The sequence below is a fragment of the Pseudomonas sp. NY15435 genome, assembly GCF_048068295.1.
In the GTDB taxonomy this organism is placed as follows: Bacteria; Pseudomonadota; Gammaproteobacteria; order Pseudomonadales; family Pseudomonadaceae; genus Pseudomonas.
In genome coordinates, this window is sequence record NZ_JBLUQA010000005.1 from 273,261 (window position 1) to 290,137 (window position 16,877).

Consider the following 16,877-nt stretch of genomic DNA (forward strand, 5'->3'; position numbering starts at 1 on the left):
GCAGCGGCCTTACATGCGGAAGACGCCGAAGCGGGTCGCTTCGACAGGCGCGTTGAGCGAGGCGGAGAGGGCGAGGCCGAGTACGTCGCGGGTCTGCGCCGGGTCGATCACGCCGTCGTCCCACAGGCGGGCGCTGGAGTAGTAGGGATGACCCTGGCGCTCGTACTGTTCGAGGATCGGCGCCTTGATCTTCGCCTCGTCCTCGGCGGAGAGCGCAGAGCCTGCGCGTTCGGCCTGCTCGCGCTTGACCTGGGCCAGCACGCCGGCGGCCTGTTCGCCACCCATCACGCCGATCCGCGCGTTGGGCCACATCCACAGGAAGCGCGGGTCGTAGGCGCGGCCGCACATGCCGTAGTTACCGGCGCCGAAGCTGCCGCCGATGATCACGGTGAACTTCGGCACCTGGGCGCAGGCCACCGCGGTGACCAGCTTGGCGCCGTGCTTGGCGATGCCGCCGGCTTCGTACTTCTGGCCGACCATGAAGCCAGTGATGTTCTGCAGGAACACCAGCGGGATGCCGCGCTGGCAGGCCAGCTCGATGAAGTGCGCGCCTTTCTGCGCGGCTTCGGCGAAGAGGATGCCGTTGTTGGCGAGGATCGCCACCGGGTAGCCGTGCAGGTGGGCGAAGCCGCACACCAGGGTGGTGCCGAACAGCGCCTTGAACTCGTCGAATTCGCTGCCGTCGACCAGGCGCGCGATGATCTCGCGCACGTCGAAGGGCTGCTTGCTGTCCACCGGAATCACGCCGTACAGCTCGTCGCTGGCGTACAGCGGCGCGCGCGGGGCGCGGGTGTTGAGCTGGCCCTGCTTGGTCCAGTTGAGGTTGGCAATGCAGCGGCGGGCGATGGCCAGCGCGTGCTCGTCGTCCTCGGCGTAGTGGTCGGCTACGCCGGAGGTCTTGCAGTGCACGTCGGCGCCGCCCAGGTCCTCGGCGCTCACCACCTCACCGGTGGCGGCCTTCACCAGCGGCGGGCCGGCGAGGAAGATGGTGGCCTGGTTGCGCACCATGATGGTCTCGTCGCTCATCGCCGGTACGTAGGCACCGCCGGCGGTGCAGGAGCCCATGACCACGGCGATCTGCGGGATGCCTTGCGCGCTCATGTTGGCCTGGTTGAAGAAGATCCGGCCGAAGTGCTCGCGGTCGGGGAAGACTTCGTCCTGGCGCGGCAGGTTGGCGCCGCCCGAGTCCACCAGGTAGATGCACGGCAGGCGGTTCTGCTGGGCGATGGTCTGGGCGCGCAGGTGTTTCTTCACGGTCAGCGGGTAGTAGCTGCCGCCTTTCACCGTGGCGTCGTTGCCGACGATCATGCATTCCACACCTTCCACCCGGCCGATGCCGGCGACCACGCCGGCGGCGGCGACGTCTTCGCCGTACACCTCATGGGCGGCGAGGGCGGAGACTTCGAGGAAAGGGGAGCCAGCGTCGAGCAGGCGGTTGATGCGCTCGCGCACCAGCAGCTTGCCGCGCGCGGTGTGCTTGGCCTGGGCGGCGGCGCCGCCGCCTTCGTGGACGCGGCCAAGGACGGCGCGCAGGTCCTGGACGTTCTCCAGCATGGTCGCGGCGTTGGCGGCGTATTCCGGGGAACGGGTGTTGAGTTGGGTGCCGAGGATGGTCATGGCGTCTCCACGAGCGGGATTCTTTTGTAGGAGCGAGCTTGCTCGCGAACAGCCCAGATGCCAGGCGGGTTCGCGAGCAAGCTCGCTCCTACAGGGACGGATGCGGATGGGTTCAGCGGGTCTCGTTGAACAGCTCGCGGCCGATCAGCATGCGGCGGATTTCGCTGGTGCCGGCGCCGATCTCGTAGAGCTTGGCGTCGCGCAGCAGGCGGCCGGTGGGGAACTCATTGATGTAGCCATTGCCGCCAAGGATCTGGATGGCGTCCAGGGCCATCTGGGTCGCGCGCTCGGCGGTGTAGAGGATCACCCCGGCGGCGTCCTTGCGGGTGGTCTCGCCACGGTCGCAGGCCTGGGCGACCGCGTAGAGGTAGGCACGGCTGGCGTTGAGCTGGGTGTACATGTCAGCGACCTTGCCCTGGATCAGCTGGAACTCACCGATGCTCTGGCCGAACTGCTTGCGGTCGTGGATGTAGGGGACGATCACGTCCATGCAGGCCTGCATGATGCCGATCGGGCCGCCCGCGAGGACCACTCGCTCGTAGTCCAGGCCGCTCATCAGCACCTTCACGCCACCGTTGACGGCGCCCAGCACGTTCTCCTCCGGGACTTCCACGTCATCGAAGAACAGCTCGCAGGTGTTGGAACCGCGCATGCCCAGCTTGTCGAACTTGCTGCCACGGCTGAAGCCTTTCCAGTCGCGCTCGACGATGAACGCGGTGATGCCGTGGGCGCCTTTCTCCGGCTCGGTCTTGGCGTAGATCACGTAGGTGTTGGCATCCGGGCCGTTGGTGATCCAGGTCTTGCTGCCATTGAGGACGAAGCGGTCGCCGCGCTTTTCGGCGCGCAGCTTCATCGACACCACGTCGGAGCCGGCGTTGGGCTCGCTCATGGCCAGGGCGCCGATGTGCTCGCCGCTGATCAGCTTGGGCAGGTACTTGGTCTTCTGCTCGGCATTGCCGTTGCGCTTGATCTGGTTGACGCACAGGTTGGAGTGCGCGCCGTAGGACAGGCCGACCGACGCCGAGCCACGGCTGATCTCTTCGATGGCGATGACGTGGGCCAGGTAGCCCATGTTGGCGCCGCCGTATTCCTCCGCCACGGTGATGCCGAGCAGGCCCATGTCACCGAACTTCTTCCACATGTCCATGGGGAACAGGTTGTCGGCGTCGATCTGCGCGGCGCGCGGAGCGAGTTCGCTGGCGACGAAGCCCTGCACCTGCTCGCGCAGCATGTCGATGGTTTCGCCGAGGCCGAAGTTGAGGGAGGGGTAGCTCATGGAAATCACCTGTACTTGTAGTTGTAATTTGATGAGAGAGCGGGCAGGGCGGCGAGATCAGCTCGTGGCGCGCTGCTTGCGGGGTTTGTCGGTCTCGGCCATGGCCGCCAGGCAGCGCTCCTCGGCCGTGTCCAGTTCCAGTTTCATCTGCTCGATGTCGAGCAACTGCTGCTCCAGCTGCGAGCGGCGCGCGGTGATCTTGTCGAGGAAGGTCTGCAGTTGCTTGGTGTTGCCGCTGGATGGGTCGTAGAGGTCGATCAGCTCTTTGCACTCGGCCAGCGAGAAACCGATGCGCTTGCCGCGCAGGATCAGCTTCAGGGCCACCAGGTCCTTGGCGCTGTAGATGCGCTCCTGGCCACGGCGCTCGGGGCTGAGCATGCCCTGTTCCTCGTAGAAGCGGATGGCGCGGGTGGTGACGTCCAGTTCGCGGGCCAGCTCGGAGATGGTATAGGTCGTGGGCATGGGAATCTTCTTGCTCGGTCGTTTACCTTTACGTTAACGTAAACCTGCCTTGGGTCACTGTCAATACAACGCGAGCGCGGCGTAGTGAAGGGGAATGGCGTGGGAATTGCCTGCTGCTCACTACTAGACTTTCCTACGTAGGGCTTCCCCTTTACGGACGCTGCCTGCGGGTGTACACAGCCCTGACCAGCTTGCGAGTTCCGCGCCCTGACATCCCTGAAATGGGGCACGGAACCTACCGGAGCGATGCATGACTACAAGAACAATAAGCAGCGACCTGCTGCGCGAAGCCCACCTGGCCCGTGAACGCCTGCAACAGGAGGGCGAGGTCCCCAGCGGCGTGCTCCGCGAGGAAATCGACGCCTCCTGGCGGCGCAGCCTTGGCCATGGCCTGGACTGCGCAAGCGGCACCGAGCATGGCCTCGACACGCGGGTCAAACCCGACGTGCTGCTGGCTGGCAACCGCCTGCTGCTCGACGCCGCCACCCCTGAACTCGACTACCTGCAACAGCGCCAGGGCCACGATGGCGTGATCATCCTGGCCAACGCCGACGCCACCATCCTCTGTGTCGAAGGCGCCCGCGAGCGCATGCAGAGCAAGGGGCTGGCCGACATCGTCCAGGGCGCCTGCTGGAGCGAAGCCTCGCGCGGCACCAATGCCCTGGGCACCGCACTGGTGGAAAAGCGCGCCACGCAGATCGACTGCGGCGAACACTTTCTCGACCGCCTGAGCCGTTTTTCCTGCACCTCGGTGCCCATCGAGGGGCCACAGGGCACGCTGCTCGGCGTTCTCGACATGACACGCGAAGGGCCGCTTTCCGGCCCGCGTGAAAGCCTCTCGCTGCTCAGCCTCGCGGTGTTCCAGATCGAGGCGCGGCTGTTCGCCGTCAGCCATCCGGGGCAGGTGGTGATCGCCTTCCATTATCGCCGCCAGTACCTGGATTCCGCCTGGCAGGGCCTGCTGGCGCTGGGGCTGGACGGCAAGGTGCTGGCCGTCAGCGGCCAGGCCTGCCAACTGCTCGGTGCCCACCGCGAAAGCCTGGTGGGCCGGCGCAGCGAAGAGCTTCTCGGTCTGCGCGGCGACCAGTTGCTCGGCCGCCTCTATCAGGGCGGTGTCGGCAGCCTGCAGACGCCCAAGGGCGAACTGTTCTACAAGACGCTCCAGGCGCCGCTGCGCAGCCACGCGGTGCCGGTCAGCGCCCGCGCGCCACGCCCGGCCGCCGGCCCGGAACTCGAAGCCCTCGCCGGCAGCCATCCGCGCTACGCCCGTGCCCTGCGCATGGCACGCCAGGGCCTGGTGAACGAACTCCCCGTGTTGCTGCTGGGAGAAACCGGCAGCGGCAAGGAAGTGGTGGCCCGCGCCCTGCACCAGGCCAGCGCGCGCAGCGACAAACCCTTTGTCGCGGTGAACTGCGCGGCGATTCCCGAAGGTCTGATCGAGTCCGAGCTGTTCGGCTACCGCGACGGCGCCTTTACCGGCTCGCGGCGTGGCGGCATGGTTGGCCGGCTGCAGCAGGCCCACGGCGGCACGCTGTTCCTCGACGAGATCGGCGATATGCCGCTGGCCCTGCAAGCGCGCCTGCTGCGCGTGCTACAGGAGCGCAAGGTGGCGCCGCTGGGTGCTGGCGAGGAGCAGGACATCGACGTCGCACTGATCTGCGCTACCCACCGCGACCTCAAGCGCCTGGTGGAAGAAAAGCACTTCCGCGAGGACCTCTACTACCGCGTCAACGGCATCAGCGTGAAGCTGCCGGCGCTGCGTGAGCGCGACGACCTCGCCGAGCTCGCCAGCGGCCTGCTGACTCGGCTGGGCGCGCCGAAGGTGAAGCTCTCCGCCGAATTGCTCGGCCTGCTGCGCGAGTACCACTGGCCGGGCAACATCCGCCAGTTGGAGATGGTCCTGCGCACCGCGCTGGCCATGCGTGAGGAGGGCGAGGAGGAACTGAGTCTCGATCACTTGCCCGACAGCACGCTGGACGAACTCAGCGCCGGCGAGCGCGCACCCAGCGGCAGTATCCGCGAGAACGAACTGGAGCTGATCCGCCAGGCGCTGGAGCGCCACCAGGGCAACGTCTCCGCTGCCGCCGACGCGCTGGGCATCAGTCGCGCCACGCTGTACCGCAAGCTCAAGCAACTCAAGGTGGGCTGATGTTCTTCACCCGCCTGATCGAGAGCGACGATCCGCAGGCGCTCAAGGCGTCGCTGCGCTGGTTGTACGGCTTCGTGCGCCCGCACAAGGCTGCCATCGTCGGCCTGCTGGGGTTGTCGTTCTGCGCCTCGCTGCTGGTACTCGCGCAGCCGTGGCTGACCAAAACGCTGATCGACGACGGCCTGCTGGCGAAGGACTTCCCGGTGCTGGTGATGATGGCCGGCGCGATGATCGTCGTCGGCCTGGTCGGCACGGCGTTGTCCGGTCTGAACCGCTACCTGCACACGCGCCTGTCCGGGCGCATCCTGTTTTCCCTGCGCGATGCGTTGTACCGCCACCTGCAGACGCTTTCGCCAAGCTTCTTCGGCCGCCGCCGCATCGGCGACCTGATGTCGCGGCTGGACGGCGATGTCGCCGAGATCCAGCGCTTCGCCGTGGACTCGCTGTTCTCTGCCGTGTCCAGCGTGATCGGCCTGGTCGGCGCGCTGGCGCTGTTGCTCACCCTGTCGTGGAAGCTCTCGCTGCTGGTAGCGCTGCTGATCCCCCTGGACGTGCTCTGGCTGCGCTGGATGCGGCGCAAGGTGGAGCGCGAGGCGCGTGGCCTGCGTGAGCGTTCGGCGGACCTTTCGTCGTTCTTCGTCGAGACGCTGCCGGCGATGAAATTCATCCAGTCCGCTGGCCAGCAGAACCGTGAAGCCGGGCGTCTGGAAGGGCTGGGGCAGGGCTATCTGGGCCAGTTGCTGCGCCTGCAACTCACCGAGTTCTTCACCCAGGCCGTGCCCGGCACGCTGATGTCATTGTCCCGCGCCTGCGCCTTTCTGGTCGGCGGCTATTGGGTAGTCCAGGGCACCTGGCAACTGGGTTCGCTGATCGCCTTTTCCACTTACCTGGGCATGGCCATCGGGCCGGTGCAGAGCCTGCTTGGCCTGTACGTTGCACTGCAGCGCATGACCGTCAGCCTCGGCCGGGTGATGGAGTTGCGCGGCGAGGATGCGACCATCGTTTCGCCCGCTACGCCACGGCCGATGCCGTCGGTGGGCGAGCTGCGCCTGGAGAACCTGCACTACGCCTGGCCGGGGCGCACGCAGCCGGTGCTACGGGATGTGCAGGCGGTGATTCCCGCCGGCCTCAAGGTCGCGCTGAGTGGCCCCTCGGGCGTCGGCAAGAGCACGCTGATCGACCTGCTGCAACGTTTCTACGACCCCGACCAGGGACGCATCCTGCTGGACGGCGTGGACCTGCGCCAGCTTGACCTGCAAGCCCTGCGTCGGCGCGTGGCGGTGGTCAGCCAGGACATTGTGCTGTTTCGCGGCAGCCTCGCCGACAACCTGGCCTACAGCGCGCCCGAGTCCAGCCGCGAAGCTATCGAAAAGGCCGCCCGCGCGGCGCAACTCGACGGCCTGATCGCCAGCTTGCCCGAAGGCCTCGACAGTCCGTTGGGGGAACGTGGCCAGCAGCTTTCCGGCGGGCAGAAGCAACGCATCGCCATCGCCCGCGCGCTGTTGCAGGACCCACTGATCCTGGTGCTGGACGAAGCTACTTCGCAGGTGGACGAGAGCACCGAGCGCGAGGTGATCGCGGCCATCGACCAGCTATTCGCTGGGCGCACGCGCCTGCTGATCAGCCATCGCACCTCGACCCTGGCCGCCGCCGACCTGCACCTGGAATTGCAGGATGGGCAGATGCGGGTGCGCGAGGCTCAGTCGGCGCAGCACCATGAAGCCTGAGCTGCGGGTTGGGGTGGTCGATAGTGGGCATGCTTTGGCGCAGGCGGGCTCAGTCGTCGGCGGGCAACGGTTTCGTCTCGCCGATGATGGATTGGACCGTCTGCCACTGTCGGTTGATCGCCTCGGCCATGGCAGTGCCGTCTGCGAAGCGATTCTTTCCCCGGCGCCCGATGCCCGCCTGTTCGTCGCCCAGGTCTTCGATGAACGTGGCGTGACCAGTCCATTGCAGATCGCCGCTGCGCTGCACTGGCTGGGCGAGCAGGGCGTGCGCGTGATCAACCTGAGCCTGGGCGTGCGCCAGGATCGGCCGATCCTGCGCGAGGCCGTGGCGGAGCTGATCGAGGCCGGCGTACTGGTTTGCGCGTCCAGCCCGGCGCGGGGCGAGCCGGTGTTTCCGGCGAGCTATCCCGGCGTGATCCGGGTGACCGGCGATGCGCGTTGCGGCGAAGGCCAATGGTCCTGGCTGGATAGCCCACAGGCGGATTTCGGTGCCTCTGTGAAAGTAAGCGGACGCTCGGGGGCGAGCCTGGGCTGCGCGGCCTTCAGTGGCCATCTGGCGGCGCTGCTGGTCGAGCGGCCGGAACTGTCCAATGTGCAGCTCGTCGGGTTGATGCGCGAGCGCGCGGCTTTTCGCGGGATCGAACGGAAGGTGGAGTTGTGAGCTCGGGGCTGTTCCCTCTCCCCAGCCCTGGCTGCGCGCCCCGCTCCGAAGGGAGAGGGAGCTGCCCTCTGCGGGTGCTCAGCTTTGGATCTGTCCTGTCGTTTCCGGCGTGCGCAGAAATGCCCCAGCGCACCGAACAGTCCCCTCGCCCTTCAGGGAGAGGGTTAGGGAGAGGGCAGCCGGAGCATGACTGAATTACCCATCTTGATCCTCGGCGCCGGCCCCGCCGGAGCCGCCGTCGCCCTCGGCCTGCGCCGTCTCGGTCATTGCGTCATCGTCATCAGCGAATGGCGCCGCTTCGCCGCCGTCGAAGGTGTCTCCCAGCGTGTACTCGAAGCCCTGCGCAATGCCGGCCTGAACCACGCCCTGAGCTGTGCCGCGCCGCCCTCGCAACGGCGCGTGCACTGGAATGGCGTGGAAAGTGCGCAGAACATCGAATGCGTCCTCGATCGCCCGCGCTTCGATGCGGGGCTGCGCGAGGACCTGAAGCACGGCGGTGTCGAGCTGATCGAGGCCCAGGTGCTGGGCGTGGCGGAGGATGGTTCAGGCTGGCGCGTGAAACTTGAAAACGGCCGGGAAGTGCAGGGCGCCTTCCTCGTCGAAGCCCGCGGCCGCCAGGCGCCATTGAATCAAAAGGGCCAGAAGGCCCGGCGCGGCCCGGAAACCCTCAGCCTGCTCAACCGCTGGCAGGGCGAGCCCGGTCCGCTGGCGACGGCAGTGGAGAGCCTGGCCGACGGCTGGGCCTGGATGGCTCGGCTGGAGGATGGCCGCTGCTACTGGCAGCTCACCCTGGACGTCGCCAGCAGCCAACTGCCGCCCCGCGAGCGGTTGCTGGACTACTGCCGCGAGCGCCGCCGCGCGTCGAAGCTGGTCCGGCAGTTCTTCGGTGATGCCGAGGAGCGTGAGCTGGACCTGCACGCCCGCAGCAGCACAGCGATCCTCTGCCTGGAAGCCTGCGGTGACAACTGGATTCGCGTGGGCGATGCGGCGATGGCGGTGGACCCGCTGTCCGGCAATGGCATTTTCCAGTCATTGTCCTCGGCCTTGCAGGCACCGCTGGTGATCAACACGCTGCTGCGTGCGCCGGAGCGGGCGGAGTTGGCCAGGCGCTTCCATCAGCAACGGGTCGAGCAGTTGTTCCTGCGCTTCGCCCGTGTCGGCCGCGACTTCTATGCCAGCGAAACACAGTGGGTCGACCAGCCGTTCTGGCAGGCGCGCCGTGACTGGCCGGACGAGCAGCCGAGCCACGTGCCGGCGGACTTCGCCAGCCTGCGGATCGAGCGAGCTCCGGTCCTGAAGGGCGAGTTCGTCGACGAAGCGGACGTGGTGGTCAGCGCCGACCAGCCGCTGGGCATCTGGCATCTCGACGGCCTGGAGCTGGCGCCCTGGCTGCGTCGGCTGCGCGCGGAGCCCGAGGCGCAGGTACTGGCGGACCTGCCGCCGGAGCGCCGCCGGGTGTTCCAGGGCTGGCTTTTGTCCCAGGGCTATCGGCCACAGCTTTAACCACTTCACGGAATTTCGAGGACTCGTCGGGCGATGATGCCCGGCTGCCCGACGGAGAATCCCATGGCCTTCCTGCGATCCGTTTTTGCCCTGTCGCTGATCCTGCTGACGCTGTTCGATACCTCGCTCGCCGCTTCGACGCCGGTGGCCGACACCGCCAGTGCGGAGCGCTTCCTGCGCCATTTGTATGCCAGCTATTCGCCGGACGGCCCGGGCGTGCCGAACAAGTCGCTGAAGGAAGAGGACGTTTACGATGCTTCGCTGATCGCGCTGATGAAGGCTGACCAGGACGCTGCCGACGGTGAGCTGGGCTACCTGGGTGGCGACCCGCTGTGCGATTGCCAGGACTGGGGCGATATCAAGGTGAAGTCGTTGGCGTTTACCCCGGTGGACGACGAACGAATCAAGGCGCGGGTGGTGCTCAAGGACGCATTGACGGGGGAGGACCGTGACCTTGGCCTCTTGCTGCATCGCACGGCTGGGGGGTGGCTGGTCGAAGACTGCTTCAACGAGCAGGGCAGCCTGGCCGAGAATCTGCGGCATAGCACCCGGGAGCTGCTGCAGTTGAAGAAAGACGCGGCCAAGCCCTGATTCAATCTGCGGTCTGAGTCCGGGTTCGGCTCTGTTCGCGAGCAAGCTCGCTCCTACAAAAAACACGGAGCTCCCTGTAGGAGCGAGCTTGCTCGCGAACCGCACGGCCCGAAGGCCATCGTGATCTGCCAATGAGCGCAGGAGCGGACTCCGTCCGCGACAGGTCCGCATCGCGCCAGACACCATCGCGGACGGAGGCTAGGCGCCCCCGTCGCTCCTACAACAGCAATGACTTACTTGCGGTCGATCCACACGGTCTGCGGGTTGGTGAACTCGCGCAGGCCGAAGTGCGACAGCTCGCGACCGAAGCCGCTCTTCTTCACGCCGCCGATCGGTACGCGGGGATCGGAAGCGGAGAAGCCGTTGATGAACACGCCACCGCTGACCAGGCGACGGGCCATGTGCTGGGCCTTGGCCTTGTCGGCGCTCCAGATCGCGCCGGAGAGGCCGAACTCGCTGTCGTTGGCCAGCTCCAGGGCATGCTCGGCGTCGCGGGCGACGATCAGCGACGCGACGGGGCCGAAGATTTCCTTCTTGAACGCGGTGTTGCCCGGCTTCACGTCGGCCAGCACGGTCGGCGCGTAGTAGTTGCCTTCGCCTTCGAGCTTGTGGCCGCCCAGCAGCAGGGTGGCGCCGTCGGCGATGGCCTGCTGTACCTGGCCATCCAGTTCGTCGCGCAGGTCGAAGCGAGCCATCGGGCCTACGAAGGTGTCGTCCGCCAGCGGGTCGCCGATCTTCAGCGCCTTGACCGCGGCCAGCAGCTTCTCGGTGAAGGCCGGGGCGATGGATTCTTCGAGGATCATGCGCTTGGCGGCGATGCACACCTGGCCGCAGTTGCCGAAGCGGCTGGCGACGGCGGCTTTCACGGCGGCGTCGAGGTCGGCGTCGGCGAGCACGATGAAGGCGTCGGAACCGCCCAGCTCCAGCACGCACTTCTTCAGCGCGGCACCGGCCTGGGAGGCGATGGCGGCGCCGGCGCCGACACTGCCGGTCACGGCGATGGAGGCGATGCGGTCATCGGCGATGGCCTTGGAAACCAGCGGTGGCTCGACGTTCAGCACCTCGAACACGCCTTCCGGCAGGCCGGCCTGCAGCCAGGCGTCGCGCAGCTGATAGGCGCAGCCCATGACGTTCGGCGCGTGCTTGAGCACGTAGGTGTTGCCGCCCAGGATGATGCTCACCGCGCCACGCATGACCTGCCAGGTGGGGAAGTTCCACGGCATCACGGCCAGCACCGGGCCCAGCGGCAGATAGGAGATGTACGCGCCTTCGATGCTGGTCTTCTCGTCTTCGAGCATGGCCGGGCCGTTGTCGGCGTACCACTCGCAGAGGTTGGCGCACTTGTTGATCTCGCCACGGGCCTGGGTGACCGGCATGCCCATTTCCTGGGCTTCCATGCGGGCCATCGGCTCGACGTTGGCGCGCAGGACTTCGGCCATCTTGCGCAGCACGGCGACACGTTCGGCGATGCTGGTGTCGCGCCATTGGCGGAACGCGGCATCGGTGCGGGCCAGCGAGGTTTCCAGCTGGGCGGCGTCTTCGAAGGTGTAGCGGGCCAGTTCCTGGCCGGTGGCGGGGCTGCGGGAGATGGCAGCGGGGATGGCAGCGATCTGGTTCATGGTGAGTCCTGCTTGTTCTGTGTAAGGGCGCAAGGCCGGTCGTTCGTCCGGACGCACTGGCTCCGGAATGACGCTGAAATTAAGATGCCCGTTCATTCATGTAAAATGAATAATCAAGAAAGACTCTTTCTCTCGGAGAGAATGATGGACCTGACCCAGCTGGAAATCGTCCGCGCCGTCGCCCACGAGGGCAGCATCACAGCAGCAGCGGCCCGTCTGCACCGCGTGCCTTCGAACCTGACCACGCGGATCAAGCAGCTGGAAGCGGAGCTGGGTACCGAGCTGTTCCTCCGTGAAAAACTGCGCCTGCGTCTGTCGCCGACTGGCCGCAGCTTTCTCGATTACGCCGAGCGCATCCTCGATCTGGTCGATGAGGCGCGGCAGGTGGCGGTGGGCGCCGAGCCCCATGGCGGCTTCTCCCTGGGTTCGATGGAGAGCACGGCGGCGGTGCGTATCCCGGAGATGCTCGCGCGTTATCACCAGCAATGTCCGAAGGTGCAGCTGGACCTCTCCACCGGTCCTTCGGGCGAGATGATCGACGGGGTGCTCTCCGGCCGTTTCATCGCCGCCTTCGCTGATGGCCCGGCCAACCACCCGCAACTGGACGGCCAGCCGGTATACCGCGAGGAACTGGTGCTGATGAGCGCCAAGCATCATGCGCCGGTGCATGACGCGCGGGACGTGGCGGGGGAGACGGTGTTCGCCTTCCGCGATACCTGTTCCTACCGCAAGCGCCTGGAGGGCTGGTTCGCCGAGCACCGCGTGGTGCCGGGCAAGATCGTCGAGATGGAGTCCTACCACGGCATGCTCGCCTGCATCGCGGCGGGTGGCGGCGTGGCGATCATCCCGCGGGCGATGTTCGAAAGCCTGGCCGGCGGCCGCAACGTGGCGATCCACCGGTTGGCGCCGCAGCATGCCGACGCGACGACCTGGCTGTTCTGGCGACGGGGTACCGATACGCCGGCGCTGCGGGCATTTATCGGACTACTGGATGCGCCCCTGCCCGAGGCCGCAGTGGCCTGAGGCCGGGCCTTTGCACGTGCTGTTTCGACGGCTTTACGTAACGCCTTCGAGACAGCGGTTAAATATTCACCAGCGCCTCTTGCAGCGGCTTTGCGCTGCGCTAACGTGAATTTCTCTGTCCGTCGTGCGAAGGCGGAAAACGCCCTTCGCGGCAGGGCGTTTTTCCCCTGGCCTTCAGCCCGGAGCGGATGATGGAGACACGTAGCAAGAGACGACGCGCCAATGCGTTGCAGATCACCTTGATGGGCGCGGGGCTGATGTTCTTCGCCCTGGCCCTCGCGGTTTCCCTGGTCAGCCTGTGGCCGCAGTCCTACCCGAAATTCCCCCCTGCCGGCGCCGTCGGCGACCCGGGCGTGCAATGCCTGATCGGCTGGTGCCCGGGGCCGGACGCGCGGCTGCTGGTGATGGTCATGGTCGCCGGCGCGCTGGGTAGCTTCGTCCATGTCGCGAAGTCCTTTGGCGACTTCGTCGGCAATGACCGCTTCATGGCCAGCTGGATCTGGTGGTATCTGCTCAAGCCCTGCATCGGCATGGCGCTGGCGCTGATGCTGTACCTGATCGTTCGCGCGGTGTTCCTGACAGTGAACGTCGCCAGCGACTCGGCCAGCGTCAATCTGTACGGGCTGATGGCCATGTCCGGGCTGGTGGGGATGGCCTCCAAGCAGGGCACCGACAAATTCGCCGAAGTTCTCGACAGCCTGTTCCGAACCCGTCGGAGCAGCGGCGACGCCCGGCGCAAGGACCAGCTGGAAAACCCCGTGGCGGTCATTACCGAGGCACAGCCTCCGGTCCTCGATGCCCAGTCGCTGTATGTCACGCTGCGCGGCAAGGGTTTCAGTCGCGGCGCACGGGTGCTGGTGAATGGCGTGGAGCGCGAGACGTCGCTGGCCGACAGCTCGCGGCTGGCATTCCAGCTGTTGCCCGAGGATGTGGCCGCCGCCGGCAGCCTGGCCGTAGTGGTGGTCAACCCACCGCCAGGAGGCGGGCCATCCGCATCGCTGATGCTGGAAGTGAGCGCACCGCCGCCGGTCGAAGCGGAACCAGAGCCGCCGCATGCTGATCCCGTGGCGATGGTGGTGGCTTCGGCCGAAGAGGATTCTGCGGTGGCGCTGCACTGATTCCCCAATGGCGCTTAGGTTCTTGTAGGAGCGAGCTTGCTCGCGAACCGCTTGACGCCCAAGGTGCCGGTAGAACCGTTCGCGAGCCAGCTCGCTCCTGCCGGAAGCTCGTGGTGCGAGAACGAAAAAGGCCCCGGAAGGGGCCTTTTTCATGGGTGCCGGACAGCGTCAGGCGCTGCTGTTTACCGTCTCGCGCTTCACCGGCTTGGCGGCTGGCGCGTGGTGCTCGTCGTGGTCGTGATCATCGCCGACCACCTGGACCTCGTTGCCCTCGGCGTCATACAGCTTGCCGTTCTGGAAGTAGTCACCTTCGTTCAGTGCGGCGATGTCGCGATAGCGCAGGGTGCGCTCCTCGGCAGCGACGAACACCGATTGCTGGTTGGAGTTACCGGTCTTGAGATGGTTGAACAGCAGGTTGAGACCGATGGCCATGATCGCCGCCGAGCTGATGCCCGAGTGGAAGATGGTGGCGAACCAGCTGGGGAAGTGCTCGTAGAAGCTGGGGGCGGCGATCGGGATCATGCCGAAGCCGATGGAGGTGGCGACGATGATCAGGTTCATGTTGTTGCGGTAGTCGACCTTGGACAGGGTGCGGATGCCGCTGGCCGCCACAGTGCCGAACAATACGACGCCGGCGCCGCCGAGCACGGAGGAGGGCACTGCGGCAATCACCCGGCCCATCACCGGCAGCAGGCCGAGGGTCACCAGGATCAGACCGCCGGTGGCCACCACGTAGCGGCTCTTCACGCCGGTCACGGCCACCAGGCCGACGTTCTGGGCGAAGGCGCTCTGGGTGAAGGAGCCGAAGATCGGCGCCAGGATGCTCGACGCCATATCCGCACGCAGGCCGTTGCCCAGGCGCTTGGAGTCAACCTTGGTGCCGATGATCTCACCGACGGCGAGGATGTCCGCCGAGGTTTCCACCAGGGTCACCATGATCACGATCAGCATCGACAGGATCGCGGCGACGTGGAAGGTCGGCATGCCGAAATGGAAGATCGCCGGGAAGGCCACCATCGGGCCTTCGGCCACGCGGGAGAAGTCGGTCATGCCCAGGGCGGCGGCGATCAGGGTACCGATGACCATGGCCAGCAGGATCGACAGGCGCGAGATGGACGCGCTGCCGAGTTTGCTCAGCAGCAGGACGATCACCAGGGTGAGGGCAGCCAGGCCGATGTTGGCCATGCTGCCGAACTCCGGCGCCTTGGGGTTGCCGCCCATGGCCCAGCGTGCCGCCACTGGCATCAGCGTCAGGCCGATGGTGGTGATGACGATGCCGGTGACCAGCGGGGGGAAGAACTTGGTGATGCGCGAGAACACCGGTGTGATCAGGAAACCGATGAAGGATGCCGCCATCACCGCGCCCAGCACGGCGTTCAGGCCGCCGCCCTCATAGCCGCCGCCAAGGATGGCGATCATGGTGGCGACACCGGCGAAGGATACGCCTTGCACCAGCGGCATCTGTGAGCCGAAGAAGGGGATACCGAGGGTTTGCAGCAGGGTGGCCAGGCCACCGGCGAACAGCGAGGCAGCGATCAGCAGGCCGATCTCGCTTGGGCTGAGCCCGGCCGCCTGGCCGAGGATCAGGGGCACGGCGACGATACCGCCGTACATGGTCAGAACGTGTTGCAGGCCGTACGCCAGGTTGGCGCCGATTCCGAGGTTCTCGTCTTCCGGGCGTGCTCCGGCGGACGCTACAGCTGAACGATCATTCATGGCTGAGGACTCGCTTGTTTTTGTTGTGCGGCCACTGTAGACAAAGTCCGTGGGAAATATCCACTGTTTTGTATACATGTTTATGGCCGATGGTCCGGAATCTGACCGGTCGGTTATGTGTTTTTTCAGGTTCGATGGCTCTGCAATCGGCGTTCTGCATGAAATCCTGACTCGGCGTGCGTTGCACGAAATGTGTGCACATGTGAATCCAAAAGCACCAGTTGGCTGCATGCAAAGCTCCGGAAGGTTCTTTGCGGCCACCTGTACACAGGTCTTCGCAAATTGCGGGCCAGGGATGCTCTCGGCTCACCGCGTTCCCCTGTGCCGGCCGGTCCTGCTATAACCGTTCGCCTTGGTTTTCGCCGGACTTCAGAAAAGATGGCCCTTCCGCCGCTGCACAGCTTCAGGGTGTTCGAAAGCGTGGCCCGCCTGGGCAGCCTGGCCGCGGCTGCTGTCGAGCTGCACGTCACCACCGGTGCGGTCAGTCAGCAGGTCAAGGCGCTGCAGACGAGCCTGGGCGTGGAGCTGTTCGAGAAGCGCGGTCGGCAACTGGTACTGACCGCCAGTGGGCGGTCGCTGCAGAAGAGTGTGGCCAGTGCGATGGGCGAGATCACCGGGGCCGTCCAGGCGTTGCAGGCTGGGCTACGGCCGGAGGAGGATCGGGTCGATATCTGCCTGTCGATCCCGCCGGCCGAGGGCGTGGAATGGCTGACCCGACCGCTGCTGCGCTTCATGGAGGAATCGCGTTCGGTGCGGGTGAGCGTGATCACCGCGCCGGGCATGCCCCAGGTGGACTGGCGCCGCGCCGATGTGGCTGTGATCTACGGCACGCCGCCATGGCCGGGCGTCTGGTGGCGTCTGCTGCATGGCATCCGCATGACGCCGGTGTGCAGCCCGCAGTACCTGCGCGGGCCGTTGGCCATTCAGGTAGCCGCCGACCTGGCCCGGCATCGCCTGTTGCATGAGGACGACGGCAGCCAGTGGCAGCAATGGCTGGCCGAGGCAGGCCCCAATCGCGGTGGTGCCGAGGACATCCATTTCGAGGATTTCGGCATGGTCCTGCAGGCGGCGCGCGATGGCTTTGGCGTGGCGCTCAGCGACGAGACGGTCTCCCAGCGCGACCTCGACGAAGGCCGCCTGGTGCGCCCGCTGCCGACCTGGGTGGCGGCGGTGCACAACTACTACGTCGTCTGCCCCGAGGCGAAACGCGAACGCCCGGAGGTCCGGGCGTTCATTGACTGGTTGCTGTCGGTGGGCGAGTAGCGCTCAACCCGGGAACGCTGTGGGTCGGTGAGCCTGTAGGAGCGAGCTTGCTCGAGAATCGGGGGCAGCCTGATACAAAAGTTCAGGACAGCACGCCGCTGTTCGCGAGCAAGGACTGGGCGTCCCCCTCGGTCCTACAAAAGACGGGTTGG

The 16,877-nt window shown here is 66.3% G+C and carries 13 protein-coding genes; 8 read left to right on the top strand and 5 right to left on the bottom strand.

The genetic code is table 11. The features are described from left to right. Positions 1-9 precede the first annotated feature (9 nt). From ACNFH5_RS14175 to ACNFH5_RS14185, 3 genes are all read right to left on the bottom strand, one after another. Positions 10-1,617, bottom strand: coding sequence for a carboxyl transferase domain-containing protein (locus tag ACNFH5_RS14175; RefSeq protein ID WP_416746870.1), 1,608 nt, complete (start codon positions 1,615-1,617; stop codon positions 10-12). Between the two features lie 112 nt (positions 1,618-1,729). Then, entirely contained in the window at positions 1,730-2,893 is a 1,164-nt protein-coding gene (locus tag ACNFH5_RS14180; RefSeq protein ID WP_416746872.1) for an isovaleryl-CoA dehydrogenase, read from the bottom strand. Between the two features lie 57 nt (positions 2,894-2,950). Beyond that, on the bottom strand, positions 2,951-3,355 hold the full coding sequence (locus ACNFH5_RS14185) for a MerR family transcriptional regulator (protein WP_416746874.1): 405 nt from the start codon (positions 3,353-3,355) through the stop codon (positions 2,951-2,953). Between the two features lie 250 nt (positions 3,356-3,605). Here ACNFH5_RS14185 and ACNFH5_RS14190 point away from each other — a divergent pair, with 250 nt between their 5' ends. From ACNFH5_RS14190 to ACNFH5_RS14210, 5 genes are all read left to right on the top strand, one after another. Beyond that, the gene (locus tag ACNFH5_RS14190; RefSeq protein WP_416746875.1) at positions 3,606-5,504 is read left to right on the top strand and encodes a sigma-54-dependent Fis family transcriptional regulator; all 1,899 of its coding nucleotides are present in this window, start codon (positions 3,606-3,608) and stop codon (positions 5,502-5,504) included. Beyond that, entirely contained in the window at positions 5,504-7,231 is a 1,728-nt protein-coding gene (locus ACNFH5_RS14195) for an ABC transporter ATP-binding protein (protein WP_416746877.1), read from the top strand. The genes ACNFH5_RS14190 and ACNFH5_RS14195 overlap by 1 nt, the downstream gene beginning before the upstream one ends. Continuing rightward, a complete protein-coding gene (locus ACNFH5_RS14200; RefSeq protein WP_416746879.1) occupies positions 7,221-7,892 on the top strand; it encodes a S8 family serine peptidase in 672 nt (223 codons plus the stop codon). The genes ACNFH5_RS14195 and ACNFH5_RS14200 overlap by 11 nt, the downstream gene beginning before the upstream one ends. A gap of 186 nt (positions 7,893-8,078) precedes the next feature. Next, positions 8,079-9,395 carry an NAD(P)/FAD-dependent oxidoreductase gene (locus ACNFH5_RS14205; RefSeq protein ID WP_416746881.1) on the top strand — a complete coding sequence of 439 codons (1,317 nt, stop codon included), beginning with the start codon at positions 8,079-8,081 and terminating at the stop codon, positions 9,393-9,395. Between the two features lie 63 nt (positions 9,396-9,458). Further along, on the top strand, positions 9,459-9,986 hold the full coding sequence (locus tag ACNFH5_RS14210) for a DUF3828 domain-containing protein (RefSeq protein ID WP_416746883.1): 528 nt from the start codon (positions 9,459-9,461) through the stop codon (positions 9,984-9,986). Between the two features lie 233 nt (positions 9,987-10,219). Here the strand turns inward: ACNFH5_RS14210 and ACNFH5_RS14215 are convergent, their stop codons facing one another. After that, the gene (locus tag ACNFH5_RS14215) at positions 10,220-11,605 is read right to left on the bottom strand and encodes an NAD-dependent succinate-semialdehyde dehydrogenase (RefSeq protein ID WP_285887990.1); all 1,386 of its coding nucleotides are present in this window, start codon (positions 11,603-11,605) and stop codon (positions 10,220-10,222) included. Between the two features lie 144 nt (positions 11,606-11,749). Here ACNFH5_RS14215 and ptrR point away from each other — a divergent pair, with 144 nt between their 5' ends. Beyond that, positions 11,750-12,628, top strand: a complete 879-nt coding sequence (gene ptrR / locus ACNFH5_RS14220) for a putrescine utilization regulator PtrR (RefSeq protein WP_416746885.1) — start codon at positions 11,750-11,752, stop codon at positions 12,626-12,628. A 191-nt stretch (positions 12,629-12,819) separates the two neighbouring features. Further along, the gene (locus ACNFH5_RS14225; protein WP_416746887.1) at positions 12,820-13,746 is read left to right on the top strand and encodes a hypothetical protein; all 927 of its coding nucleotides are present in this window, start codon (positions 12,820-12,822) and stop codon (positions 13,744-13,746) included. Between the two features lie 168 nt (positions 13,747-13,914). Here the strand turns inward: ACNFH5_RS14225 and ACNFH5_RS14230 are convergent, their stop codons facing one another. Continuing rightward, positions 13,915-15,462 carry a nucleobase:cation symporter-2 family protein gene (locus ACNFH5_RS14230; protein ID WP_416746889.1) on the bottom strand — a complete coding sequence of 516 codons (1,548 nt, stop codon included), beginning with the start codon at positions 15,460-15,462 and terminating at the stop codon, positions 13,915-13,917. 378 nt (positions 15,463-15,840) lie between these two features. On the opposite strand from ACNFH5_RS14230, the gene ACNFH5_RS14235 reads away from it, so the two are divergent. Next, entirely contained in the window at positions 15,841-16,725 is an 885-nt protein-coding gene (locus ACNFH5_RS14235) for a LysR substrate-binding domain-containing protein (protein WP_416746891.1), read from the top strand. Positions 16,726-16,877 lie beyond the last annotated feature (152 nt).